Consider the following 12498-nt stretch of genomic DNA (forward strand, 5'->3'; position numbering starts at 1 on the left):
CGTAGGCGAAGAAACCTGCCGGGAGCACCTTTATGCAGGTGAAATTCCGTGACGGAACACCCTCATGCGGGCACCGTCACATACTTCCGGTACCTGAAATGGCAGGACAAGGGAGAACCACCGCACGGAGCGCGGCATTCGAGAATTCCCTGAAGGACATACGTGCTCTCACCTTCGTTCTGCCACCTGGGGCGGAGTCGCGACGTGTCGGACTGTAGTGCGGCGCGGTCGCTGTAGATCACCCCCAAGTGAGTAGTCTCCCGGGCGCTTTCCGGGAGGAGCGCTAATGGACATGCATTTCCAGCCAGGCACGCGAGGGGCCTCTTGGGAAGTACGGTCGAGTGACCCCGACCTGCATATGCCATCCGGCCCGGTCGGCCGAAAACAGCGGTTGCTTCCTGGGAGGTGGCGTACGGGTTCGACCTGATCCGGGGGTTTGCTCCTGCATCGGGATGGACCCCCCTAATGATGTTGTCAAGCCGTAGCCGTGACGGGGAGGTTGGCTTGGCAGCACTGTCCGTCACGAATGAGAGCCCACAGGACATTCACGCGCCGACGGGCCAGGGCGAGAGCAGGCCGCGGTGGTAGCGCCTGGGCCGGTGCAGGTTACCGCTGACGTTGCCCGAGTCCCGGGGGACCGGAGCGACTCCGGCGAGGCCGGCCAGGCGGTCGGCGGTGCCGTAGCGGCTCATGTCGCCGGCGGTGGCCGCGAGGAACTCGGCGGCCAGCAGCGGTCCGATGCCAGGCATGCTGGAGATCACTTCGGCGAGTTCGTGCCCTGGGAGCCCCGGTTGACGGCCGAGGCCCGGTTGACGGCCAGGCCGGGTATGTAGACGAGGTGCTGGCCGTGGTTGAGCAGCACGCTGATCCACAGGGCGGCCATGCCATCGGAGACGTCGACCGCCCAGACCACATCCTCATCAAGGGCGAGTACGTCGGCGAGCAGGGCCAACAGCTCCGGCTGGTCCGTACCCGCCCATCCAGTCGTTCGATGTGCTGTCCTCCCGGACGACCTCGCCGGCGCGGTCCTACTCAGCGATCCGCTCGAATGCGTTCGCAACTCTTAATCAGCAGCCGAGTCGTCGTGAGACACCGGGCGGCCAGGTGAGTGGAACCATCGAGAGCAACCGCATAGAAGCCATACCCAGCGTCTCTGGGTCTCCGGACCTTACGTTGGCCCGTCCAACCCACGAACAAGGTAGGACCGCATAGCATCAAAACGAGATCACCGAGTGGCCGTCGCATACCCGACGGACTGTCAGGAAAAATAAAAGCGAGGACATTTGCCTCTACTGCGGCGCAGCAAGAGAATTAAGCTGTGCTCACTGGTCGCCGAACATAGGTATGACCACAGACAAGAATGGTGGATCCCCCATGAAAGCCAGCCACCGCTCCCGGCCGAGTCACCTCCTGCCACCCTCCCGCCCGGCGAAGACGGACGCGTTTCCTCAGGAGCCAACGGCCCGCCTGTAGCGTCGTAACTCGTCCCCCTACGGGGCTACACGGCCGAAAATTTCGACATCTTCTCGCCCCTCCCCCTCCCCCCAACCCTCACCCCCACACAGCAGCCGCACGGAACCCCCGCTCGCCGGAACGCCGCTGACCATGAGCTGGATCTCCGCTCGGCTGACCGCACCGCTCCAGCGCGCAGAAAACACCGGCGACACGTGTCCATCCGTTGGTTCCCCCTCGGTTTCGCTCTGGAACGGCAGGAGTGCCAGTGATGCTTTTTTCACCTGACCCTTTGCGCATGCAGTACGGCATCGATTCCACAGATTCCTCGTGTGCCGCATGCCGGCTCGTCAGCAGGTCGATGTCGTTCTGGACGCACAGTCGGCTGCTGCACGCCGTGGAGTTGGCCGAGGAGGCCGTGCGGGCGGCGGCCGACCGTCCGTCGTGCGTGTGCCACGCGCACTCCCGGCTGTGGCTGGCCACGGCGCTGACCCACCTCCGCGACCTCGACCGGGCCGAGCGGATCCTCCGCCCCGAGACCCCGGACGCCGCCCTGGACGCCTTCGACGGGTCGGCGGAGACGGCCGCCCGAGCGGACCTCGCCCGGTCGTTCCTCGCGTTCACGGCCGGGGACGTCGACGCATCCGCGCGGCTGGGTGAGCAAGGCCTGGCGGCGGCCGGGCGATCCGGGCCCTGGCAGACCCTGGGCCGGCTCGTCCTGGCGGGGTGCGCCTTGCGGCGCGCCGACATGAAGACCGCCCTGGCGAACACGCAGCGGATCGCCGAGGACGCACTCATGGCCTCCGCCAACCCGCTGGCGGGGCAGTGCGCGTGGATGTCCCTCCAGGTCCGTGAGGCGCACGGCGGGAGCGAGGCGGTGGTGCCCTTCATCGAGCAGCTCGTCGCCCTTGGGCCGACCAGCCGGGAAGTGCTCGGCTCACAACCGGCCGCCGCGCCCTGGTTCGTACGGCTGGCCCTGAAGGCCGGCGACCAGACCGTCGCCCGGCAGGCCTCGCTGGCGGCAAGGCAACTCGCGGTGCTCAACCCGGAGTTCCGCTCGCTGGCCGCCGCCGCCCTGCACACCAAGGGGCTGATCGAGCAGGACCTGGACGCTCTGTGGCGGGCCGCGGAGACGCATGCCGACCTCTGGGCGCGGGCCTCGGCCCTGGAGGACCTCGGAACGCACCTGTCCGGACAGCACCTCCGGCGGGACCGGGCGGTCGAGATCCTGGAGCTCAGCAGCGACACCTATCTGGCAGCCGGTGCCACCCGTGATCTGTCACGGGTGAAGAGCAGATTGCGGAACCTTGGTGTCCGGCACCACATATCCCGTTGGTCCAATGTGTCCAGGGACCAGGTGGGGCGGCTGACCGAGACCGAGTCCGCGGTCGCGCAGCTGGTGGTCCAGGGGATGACCAACAGCCAGGTCGCCGCTCAGCTCTTCCTCTCCCACCACACGGTGGCCTTCCATCTGAAGAAGATCTTCCGCAAGTTGGACGTGGCGTCGCGGGTCGAACTGGCCCGGACCTGGAGCACCCCGGTGGGCGACGTCCGCCCGAAGGTGTCCCGGGCCCGCTCGTCGGCCTGAGCCGGGTGCCCGGCGAAGAGCTATCAGGTCTGGGGATGCCTCGGCGGATCGCCGCTCCCTACGCTGACCGTGTCCTGTGTCCATAAGACTTCCCCGAAAGGAATTCGCCCCATGGTGCGACTGTCGGCACATTCCGAAGAGTGGATACGCCGCAATCACCCGGACCCGGCAGGAAAGGTGCGCCTCGTGTGCCTCCCACACGCTGGCGGGTCGGCGAGCTTCTTCTTCTCGATGTCCACGAAACTCTCCCCAGGGATCGACGTGTTGGCCGTCCAGTATCCCGGGCGCCAGGACCGGCGTCACGAGGCGTGCATCGACAACATTCCGGAACTGGCCGACCAGATATTCACGGCGCTTCGCCCCCTCGACGACCTGCCCCTCGCATTGTTCGGCCACAGCATGGGTGCGGTACTGGCGTACGAGGTGGCGTTGAGAATGGAACGCGCCGGACTGCCATCCCCGGTAAGGCTCTTCGCCTCCGGACGGCGCGCCCCTTCCCGCTATCGCGACGAACGGGTCCACGAGAAGTCCGACGCGGAAGTCGCGGCCGAACTGCGGACCTTGGGCGGAATCAGCCCGGAATTGCTCGCCGATCCCGAGATCATCGCGATGATCATGCCGGCCGTCCGGGGCGACTACCGCGCCGTCGAGACGTACCGGCACGATCCCGACGGGCGGCTGACCTGCCCGGTGACGGTGCTGACCGGCGATGCCGACCCCCGTGTGTCGATCGAGGAAGCGCAGGCGTGGCGCGAGCACACCACCGGCCCGACGGACCTGCATGTGCTCCCGGGCGGCCATTTCTTCCTCGTCGACCACAGCGAGAAGGTCGTGGAACTACTGACGCGGACGCTGAATGGCTGACCGCGTCCCTATTCGGCGATCTGCGTGCGCATCGTCCACGTCAGAACGCGAGAGGAATCGGAGTGGTCCGACGACTGGCTCGTCTGCTCGTAATGCTCGTAACCGGCCAGGTACTGAATCTTGAGCTTCCTGGCGCCGTCGGCCTCCGGCGGCAGCCAGAGCTTCTTCGCCATGCCCGACGGGCCACCCACCAGAGTGACCTCGATCGAGCCTTCGCCGGCGCGACGGAACTGACCGTCTGAAATCACCATAGAAACAGCCTTTCTCAACCCGCATATGACACTGCGGCGCATGCGTGAATGGGCTGGGGAACGAGGAACGCGAACAGGCTTTGCGCTCTTTCCTGCCGTGGATCCTACGCAGCATGAGCATCGCGCGACAGCCGTCGGGACAGCACAACCACCGTCATCTCACGAGAACTACCAATGTTGGTGAACAGAACTCACCGATAAAACCAGCCTACGTGAATACGCGTCACCTTCAATGTCATCGTTACCGGGCGGTGGACATCGGCCTGGTCGGCGACATCGTGGACGTGGACCCGGACCTGGTGCGCGAGCTCCTGGAGCAGGGGCACATCCCGGTGGTCTCCCGAGTGGCGCGGCGAGGACGGGCAGGTCTACAACGTCAACGCCGATCTCGCCGCGTCGGCCCTGGCCGTGGCTCTCGGCGCCAAGCAGCTGGTGATGCTCACCGACGTGGAGGGGCTGTACGCGAACTGCCCGCACAGCACCGAGGTGATCGAGCGTCTCACGGCCGACGCGCTGGACGGGCTGCTGCCGGGGCTGGCGAGCGGGATGCTCCCGAAGATGGAGGGCTGCCTGCGGGCCGTACGCGGAGGCGTACGGCGAGCGCACGTGCTCGAGGGCCGCGTACCGCACGCGGTGCTGCGCACGGTCCTCGACGAGACCTGCCCCGGCACCACCATGGTCCCCGACACCGTCCCGAAACGCGACACGAGCACCGCGTGACCGCCGCGTTCGACGCGGCGGTCACGCCTGTACGAGCCGACGATCACACAGCCCACGTGAACACGACGCTCGCACACCCGGCCAAGTCGGCTCTCACAGAGCCCTCCTGAGGACCCATGCCTCGCGTCGAGGGTCCAGGGACTCCGCGCGACAGCGACGTACGGTCCTCCCCCGTCGCGGGACTGCACTCCCCCGTCCACGCCCTCGCCGCCGTGGGCGTACCGCTGCTGGACAATCTCGATCTGGAGCCGCTGTCCGATGCGGGCGGGGCGGTACGAGTTCCTGCTGGTCGTCACGCCCCTGAACATCCCTGGTGGCACGGCCTCACCCGTCAGCCCGGTCGCGGTGCTGTGAGGGCGAGGCTGTGCCGGCCGGCTCTCCGTCGGGGCCAGGCTGCTCCGCGCGGTCGGCTCACGGCTTGCGGGCGGTGAGCAGGGCGTAGCCGTACTGGGGCAGGTCGAACAGTCCCGTCCATGTCTTCTTGGCCGCCGCGACGCCTTCTTCGCCGATTGCGTCGAGCAGCATGTCGAAGGTGGGCGCGACCGCCTCTCCGGTGGAACGGGTCTCCTCGCTGACGTCGGTGAGGTCGATGAGTTCGAGACCCGCCTTCTCCACGAGGCGGGGATAGTTCTCGATGTGCTCCACCGATCGGGCGGTGCTCTGGAAACAGAACTGTTCCACCACGGCCGCGGCCGTGTCGTCGAGCGTGCCGTGCAGTACGAGGTCAGCTATCACCAGGCGTCCGCCGGGCTTCAGGACGCGTGCCATCTCGCCCATGACCTGACCTCGGTCAGGCATGTGGAACATCGACTCCAGCGCCCAGACCCGGTCGAAGGAGTCGTCGGCGTAGGGGAGGTTCATGGCGTCGGCGATCTCGAAGACGAGCCGGTCCTGCAACCCTTCTGCCTGGGCCAAGGAGTTCGCCACTTCTATCTGGTTACGGCTGACGTTCACGCCCTTCACCACGGCACCGGTTTCCCTGGCCAGCCGCACGGCGGGCTTGCCGACGCCGCAGCCGACGTCCAGGACGGTGTGTCCGGCACTCGCCTCCAGCCGTGCGATGACCTGCCCAGTCATCGCCTCACCGGCCTCGGCCAGCGAGCCGCCGCCGAGGGGGTCCGCCCAGTATCCGAAGTGGATGTTGTCTTCGAACATGGTGCGTGTCAGATCGTTCACCTGGTCGTAGTACTCCCCGACCTTGACGCTGTACGAGTCGAACATGTCGTCCTCCGGGTGTGTTCCTGATGTGATGAGGAAAAAGGAGCGTTAGCTGCACGGAGCGTTAGTTGTGTGCGGCGTTAGTTGTGTGGGGCGTTAGTTATATGGATGCGTTGTCGAGGAATCCGAAGAGTTCCTCGTCCGTGGCGGAATCCACGTCGAGCTTCTTCGGACTGATTCCGATATCCGCGCGTGTGGCTGCCCCTGTGTCGGTGCCCTGCTGAGTCTCAGCGGCGCTCGGCACGATCAGTGTCAACAGGTGACCGGCGAGTGCCCTGCTGTTGGGGTACTCGAAGACGAGGGTGGCGGGCAGGCGGAGTCCGGTGGCGGTGTTGAGGCGGTTGCGGAGTTCGATCGCGGTCAGGGAGTCGATGCCGAGTTCCTTGAAGGCGCGGTCGGCGTCGAGGGTCGTGGGGTCCGTGTGGCCCAGGACCACGGCGAGGTGGGTGCGGACGATGTCCAGAAGGACGTCGTGCCGGTCGCTGTGCGGGAGGGCCGTCAGGCGTGCGGCCAGTGTCTTCTCGCTCGTGAGCGCGGTGGCGGCGGTTCGGGCGGCACGGCGTCGGGTGGGGGTGCGGGTATCTCCGGCCAGGGGTCGGAGGATGGGGGGTACGTCGTCCGAGGCACGGATCGCCGGCACATCCAGGCGGACGGGCACGACTAGGGGGTCGGCCAGCCCGAGGGCGGTGTCGAGGAGGTTCAGGCCCTGTTCCGAGGACAGGGGCAGGACTCCGCCCCTCGCCATTCGGGCCAGGTCGCTCCCGCCGAGGTGTCCCGTCATACCACTGGCCTGCTCCCAGAAACCCCAGGCCAGGGAGATGGCAGGGAGGCCTTGGGCGTGGCGGTGGGCGGCGAGCGCGTCGAGAGCGGTGTTCGCGGCCGCGTAGTTCGCCTGGCCCGCGGCTCCCGTGACACCGGCGAGGGAGGAGAACAGGACGAAGGCCGACAGGTCCATCTCCCGGGTCAGCTCGTGCAGATGCCAGGCCGCGTCCACCTTCGGCCGGAATACCGAGTCGACATGCTCCGGCGTCAGCGAGCCGAGCACTCCGTCGTCCACCACACCCGCCGCATGGATCACGGCGGTGAGGGGACGGTCCGCGGGAATGCCCTCCAACAGCACCGCCGCCTGCTGACGGTCGCCCATGTCGCACGCCGACACAGTCACCCGAGCACCCAGCGCTTCGAGTTCCGCGACCAGCTCGGCGGCGCCCGGAGCCTCCATGCCCCGCCGACTGGTCAGCAGCACGTGCTCGGCACCGGCCGCCGCCATACGCCGCGCGACCAAACCGCCCAAGACCCCTGTGCCGCCGGTGATCAGCACCGTTCCCCGGTGGTTCGGCGGGGTGGGGATCGTCAGGACGTTCTTGCCGATGTGCCGGGCCTGGCTCATGAACCGGAAGGCCTCGGCGGCATGACGGATGTCCCAGGCACGAATCGGCGGCAAGCGCAGAACCCCCCGCTCGAACAATGCCATGACCTCGCGCAGAATCTCCCCGATGCGCTCCTCGCCGGCGTCCATCGCGTCGAACGCCCGGTAAGTGGCATGGGGGTGTGTTGCAGCGACTTGCTCGGGGACGCGAATGTCGGTCTTGCCCATTTCCAGGAAACGGCCGCCCGGTGACAACAGTCTCAGGGAAGCATCGGTGAATTCACCGGCCAGGCTGTTCAGAACCACCTCGATTCCGTGGCCGTCCGTGGCCTCCCGGAATTCGGGTTCGAATTCCAGCGTGCGGGACGAGGCGATGTGCGTCGAGTCCAGCCCCAGGGTGGCGAGCACGTGCTGCTTCCGCGGGTTCGCCGTACCGAAGATCTCCGCGCCCAGGTGGCGGGCCAGTTGCACGGCCGCCATGCCGACGCCGCCTGCGGCAGCGTGGATCAGGACACGTTCGCCGGGCTTGAGTCCCGCCAGGTCCACCAGGCCGTAGTACGCCGTCGCGAAGACGACCGGAACCGACGCCGCCTCCGCGAACGACCAGCCGGACGGGACGCGGACCAGGAGTCGGTGATCGGCCACCGCTGTCGAGGCCATGGAGTCGCCGAACAGTCCCATGACTCGGTCGCCAGGCGCGAGGTCGGGTACGCCCTCCCCCACGTCCAGCACCACGCCCGCGCCCTCGCCGCCGATACCGGCCTCGCCCAGGCCGGTCACTCCCAACGCGACCAGTACGTCACGGAAGTTCAGCCCCGCCGCACGTACGCCCACCCTGACCTCACCGGCCCGCAGGGGGCGGTCCGCGGGCTTGTGCGCGACACAGTGCAAACCTTCCACCGACCCGGATCCATCGCTTGCCAACCGCAGTTCGGAGTCTCCGGTGACTGCGGGCAGGTGCGGTGCGGCTGTGCGGGTCAGGCGGGGGGCCAGGACGCGGTTGTCGCGGAGGGCCAGTTCCGGTTCGTTGGTGAGATGGCCTGCCAGCTCGGTCCAGGTCTCGTTATCGGGGGCGATGGCGTCCGGGTCCAGGTCGATCAGTGCGAAACGCCCCGGGTGCTCGACCGCGGCGGAGCGCACCAAGCCCCAGACCCCGGCCTGTTCCAGGTGCGTGAGATGCTCCCCCGGCTCCGTGGCCACCGCACCCCGCGTCACCACCACCAGTCGGGTCGATGCGCGGGACGGGTCGGCCACCCAGCCCTGCATCCAGCCGAGGACCGTGGTCGTCACGGAGCTCACGTCCGGGCCGGAGGGGCACAAAGCGAAAACGGCTTCGTCTGTTGAGGCTTCTGATGTGGGTGTTTCCGTCACCGCCCACGTCCGCGTGGCCGTGGCCGAAGGGGCGGTCAGGGCAGGCCAGGCGACCGTGAACAGGCAGTCCCTCGTCGCGTCACCGGTGCCGAGCACATCGGCGGACGCCGGGCGCATCACCAAGGAGTCGATGGAGGCCACCGGCGCGCCGGTCGGGTCGGCCACGTCGACGGTCACGGTGTCGTCTGCCGTCCGGCGTACGCGTACCCGGAGCGCGGAGGCTCCCGCTGCTCGCAGGTTCACTCCGGTCCAGGCGAAGGGCAGCATCGGTGCCGCTGCCCCCGGTTCGTCTTTGGCCAGGAACGCCGTCGCCTGCAGCGCGGCGTCCAACAGCGCCGGGTGCAGGCCGTACTCGGCCGTGTCGGATGCGGTGTCCTCGGGGAGTGCCACTTCGGCGAAGACCTCGTCACCGCGCAGCCAGGCGGCTCGTAGGCCCTGGAACGCCGGGCCGTGCCCGTAACCCCTTAGCGCCAGGCACTCATACATCTCGGGTACCGACACTGCGGTCGCGTCTCGCGGCGGCCACTCAGTGGCCGCCTCCACGCTGTCGCGAGCGGAAGTCGTACGGGCAAGGGTGCCGCCGGCGTGACGGGTCCAGCCATGAGCCGGGCCGTCGGCGGTGGCCGTCTCGGGCCGGGCGTACACGCCCACCGACCGTCGCCCGGACTCGTCGACCCCGCTGACCTGGACCTGTATCTGCGTCCCATGGGAGGGGGACAGCGTCAACGGCGTGTGCAGGGCGAGTTCCTCGACCTCGCCGCAGTCCACCTCGTCGCCCGCCCGGACCACCAGTTCCACGAAGGCGGTCCCGGGCAGGATCGTCGTACCCGCGATCGTGTGGTCCGCGAGCCAGGGCTGATCCGTGAGCGACAGACGGCCCGTCAGCGTCACTCCGCCCGACTCCGGATCGGTGACCACCGCGCCGAGCAACGGGTGATTCGGCGATGACAGGCCTGCCCCGGATACGTCGCGGCTGGTGGAGATGTCCAGCCAGTAGCGGTCGTGCTGGAAGCTGTAGGTGGGCAGGTCCACCCGCAGCGCTCCCGTGTTCGTGAAGAACTCGGCCCAATCCACGCCGATGCCCTGTACATGGGCCTGGGCGAGGGAGGTGGTGAACCGGCCGAGGCCGCCTTCGTCTCGGCGGAGGGTACCCAGGACGACGCCCCTGTCATCGAGGGCCTCCTCGAGTGTGTCCTGGACCGGGGGGACAAGGACCGGGTGAGGGCTGACCTCGATGAACGCGTCGAAGCCGTCCTCTGCCAGCCCCCGTACCGTCTCCTCCAGTTCCACCGTCTGACGCAGATTGCGGTACCAGTACCCGGCATCCAGACCACCGGTCTCCAGCAGGCCAGCGGTCACCGTCGAGTAGAAAGGAACCTCCGCCTTCCTCATCACCACCGGCGCCAACGCGTCCAGCAACTCGGCCTGGATGTCCTCGACATGAGCCGAGTGCGAGGCATAGTCCACCGCGACCCTGCGCGCGTCGATGCCATCGGCCTCACACCGGGCCAGCAACTCCTCCAGCGCCGCCACATCACCGGACACCGTCACCGAACGAGGCCCGTTCACCGCAGCGACACCGACAGCCCCGGACCACGGCACCAGCAACAGCCGTACCGCATCCACCGGCAGCGGCACCGACACCATCCCGCCCCGACCCGACAACACATTCAGCAGACGGCTGCGCTCAGCCACCACCCGGGCACCGTCCTCCAGCGACAACACCCCAGCCACCACAGCCGCCGCGATCTCACCCTGAGAATGCCCCACCACAGCTGCCGGCTCGACACCCAACGACCGCCACAACCGGCCCAGACCCACCATCACAGCCCACAACACCGGCTGCACCACATCAACCCGCTCAAACGCAGGAGCACCGTCCACCCCGCGCAGAACATCCAGCAGCGACCAACCCGTCAACGGCGCCAGCACCTCATCGCACGCGACGATCTGGTCCCGGAAGGTCTCGGATTCCTCCAGCAGACCCGCAGCCATCCCCACCCACTGCGACCCCTGCCCCGGAAACACGAACACCGCGCGCCTGACACCGGCGCCCTGGCCCCGCACAACACCGGCAGCCTCCCGGCCTTCCGCAAGAGCACGAACCCCCGCCAGCAACTCCTCCCGGTCAGCACCCAGAACCACAGCCCGTTCACCGAACACGGAACGCGAGACCGCCAGCGAATACCCCACATCCACCGGACGCCCATCCGAAAGCCCCGCCAACCGCCGAGCCTGCCCTCGCAACGCGGCCTCGCTCCGAGCCGAGACCACCCACGGCACAACGCCCAGTACCGAGTCACCGACACCCACCGGCTCCTCGACCAGCGGCGCCTCCTCCAAGATCACATGCGCATTCGTCCCGCTGCCTCCGAACGACGACACAGCCGCGCGGCGCGGTTCGTCGTCGGAGGGCCAGGGACGGTTCTCGGTGAGTAGTTCGACCTTGCCCGTCGACCAGTCCACGCGTGGGGTGGGGTGCTCTGCGTGGAGGGTCTTGGGCAGGGTGCCTTGGCATAGGGCCATGACCATCTTGATCAGCCCTGCCATGCCGGCGGCGGCCTGGGTGTGGCCGATGTTCGACTTCACCGACCCCAGCCAGATGGGGCGTTTGCGGTTCTGGCCGTAGGTGGCCAGGAGTGCTTGTGCCTCGATGGGGTCGCCCAGTTTGGTGCCCGTGCCGTGTGCTTCCACGGCGTCGATCTGCGATGACGAGAGTCCAGCGGCGGTCAGGGCCTGGCGGATCACGCGTTGCTGGGCGGCTCCGCTCGGGGCGGTGAGGCCGTTCGACGCGCCGTCCTGGTTGATCGCGGAGCCGCGGATGAGGGCCAGCACGCGATGGCCGTTGCGGCGGGCGTCGGAGAGGCGTTCGAGTACGACGGTGCCCGCGCCCTCGGCCCAGCCGGTGCCGTCGGCGTCCGCCGAGAAGGCGCGGCAGCGGCCGTCTTCGGACAGTCCGCGCTGTCGGCTGAACTCGATGAACGCGTCCGGGGTCGACATGATGGCGACACCGCCGGCGAGGGCGAGGGTGCAGTCGCCCGCCCGGAGCGCGCGGCAGGCCATGTGGAGGGAGACCAGGGACGAGGAGCACTGGGTGTCCAGGGAGACGGCGGGGCCTTCGAGTCCGAGTTTGTAGGCGATCCGACCGGACATCATGCCGAGGCCGCTTCCCGCGAGCCGGAAGCCTTCGAGTCCCTTCGTCCGTGCGGTGGAGTCCAGGCCGTAGAGGGTGGCGGGGGCGCCGGTGAACACTCCGGTCTCGCTGCCGTGCAGTGTGTGCGGTTCGATGCCCGCGCTTTCGAACGCCTCCCAGGCCAGTTCCAGGAGGATCCGGTGCTGGGGGTCCATCGCCAGGGCCTCGCGGGGCGAGATGCCGAAGAACTCTGCATCGAAGGCGTCCGCGTTGTGGAGGAATCCGCCTTGGCGGGCGTAGAAGGTGCCCTCGTGGGCGGGGTCGGGGTGGTAGAGCTTCGTCAGGTCCCAGCCCCGGTTGGTCGGGAAGTCACCGATGGCGTCCGTGCCGTTCTCGACCAGGTGCCACAGGTCTTCGGGGGAACGTACTCCGCCCGGGTATCGGCAGGACATTCCGATGATGGCGATCGGTTCCCGGTCGCGTTCCTCGGCCGCGTGCAACTGCTTTCGGGACTCGCGTAGTTCGGCGGTGA

Annotated in this window: 5 protein-coding genes and 4 pseudogenes; 4 read left to right on the plus strand and 5 right to left on the minus strand. The window is 68.1% G+C overall.

What is annotated here, in order from left to right; genetic code table 11:
• Positions 1–474: 474 nt before the first annotated feature.
• A pseudogene (locus SGFS_RS02605) lies at positions 475–776 on the minus strand (IS110 family transposase); the annotation flags it as partial.
• Positions 758–1060 carry an IS110 family transposase gene (locus tag SGFS_RS51730; RefSeq protein WP_434026043.1) on the minus strand — a complete coding sequence of 101 codons (303 nt, stop codon included), beginning with the start codon at positions 1058–1060 and terminating at the stop codon, positions 758–760. The pseudogene SGFS_RS02605 and the gene SGFS_RS51730, both read right to left, overlap by 19 nt.
• 690 nt (positions 1061–1750) lie before the next feature.
• Here SGFS_RS51730 and SGFS_RS02615 point away from each other — a divergent pair.
• On the plus strand, positions 1751–3040 hold the full coding sequence (locus tag SGFS_RS02615) for a helix-turn-helix transcriptional regulator (protein WP_286247281.1): 1290 nt from the start codon (positions 1751–1753) through the stop codon (positions 3038–3040).
• 111 nt (positions 3041–3151) lie between these two features.
• Positions 3152–3904 (plus strand): thioesterase II family protein, encoded by a 753-nt coding sequence (locus tag SGFS_RS02620; RefSeq protein ID WP_286247282.1) that lies wholly within the window; start codon positions 3152–3154, stop codon positions 3902–3904.
• 8 nt (positions 3905–3912) lie between these two features.
• Here SGFS_RS02620 and SGFS_RS02625 read toward each other — a convergent pair whose 3' ends face one another.
• On the minus strand, positions 3913–4155 hold the full coding sequence (locus SGFS_RS02625) for a DUF5988 family protein (protein ID WP_286247284.1): 243 nt from the start codon (positions 4153–4155) through the stop codon (positions 3913–3915).
• 248 nt (positions 4156–4403) lie between these two features.
• On the opposite strand from SGFS_RS02625, the pseudogene argB reads away from it, so the two are divergent.
• Positions 4404–4875: pseudogene (gene argB, locus SGFS_RS02630) on the plus strand (acetylglutamate kinase); the annotation flags it as partial.
• A gap of 137 nt (positions 4876–5012) precedes the next feature.
• A pseudogene (locus SGFS_RS02635) lies at positions 5013–5229 on the plus strand (cyclase family protein); the annotation flags it as partial.
• Positions 5230–5286: 57 nt separating this feature from the next.
• Here the strand turns inward: SGFS_RS02635 and SGFS_RS02640 are convergent.
• Together SGFS_RS02640 and SGFS_RS02645 are read right to left on the minus strand one after the other, a co-directional pair.
• Positions 5287–6096, minus strand: coding sequence for an SAM-dependent methyltransferase (locus SGFS_RS02640; protein WP_286247285.1), 810 nt, complete (start codon positions 6094–6096; stop codon positions 5287–5289).
• 97 nt (positions 6097–6193) lie between these two features.
• Positions 6194–12445: pseudogene (locus SGFS_RS02645) on the minus strand (type I polyketide synthase); the annotation flags it as partial.
• Between the last annotated feature and the right edge of the window lie 53 nt (positions 12446–12498).

It is taken from the genome of Streptomyces graminofaciens (assembly GCF_030294945.1).
Taxonomy (GTDB): Bacteria; Actinomycetota; Actinomycetes; order Streptomycetales; family Streptomycetaceae; genus Streptomyces; species Streptomyces graminofaciens.

Excerpts from the sequence above, each read along its gene's own strand:
- SGFS_RS02620 (WP_286247282.1), top strand. The coding sequence starts at position 3,152 with ATGGTGCGACTGTCGGCACATTCCGAAGAGTGGATACGCCGCAATCAC.
- SGFS_RS02640 (WP_286247285.1), bottom strand. The coding sequence starts at position 6,096 with ATGTTCGACTCGTACAGCGTCAAGGTCGGGGAGTACTACGACCAGGTG.
- SGFS_RS02615 (WP_286247281.1), top strand. The coding sequence starts at position 1,751 with ATGCAGTACGGCATCGATTCCACAGATTCCTCGTGTGCCGCATGCCGG.
- SGFS_RS02625 (WP_286247284.1), bottom strand. The coding sequence starts at position 4,155 with ATGGTGATTTCAGACGGTCAGTTCCGTCGCGCCGGCGAAGGCTCGATC.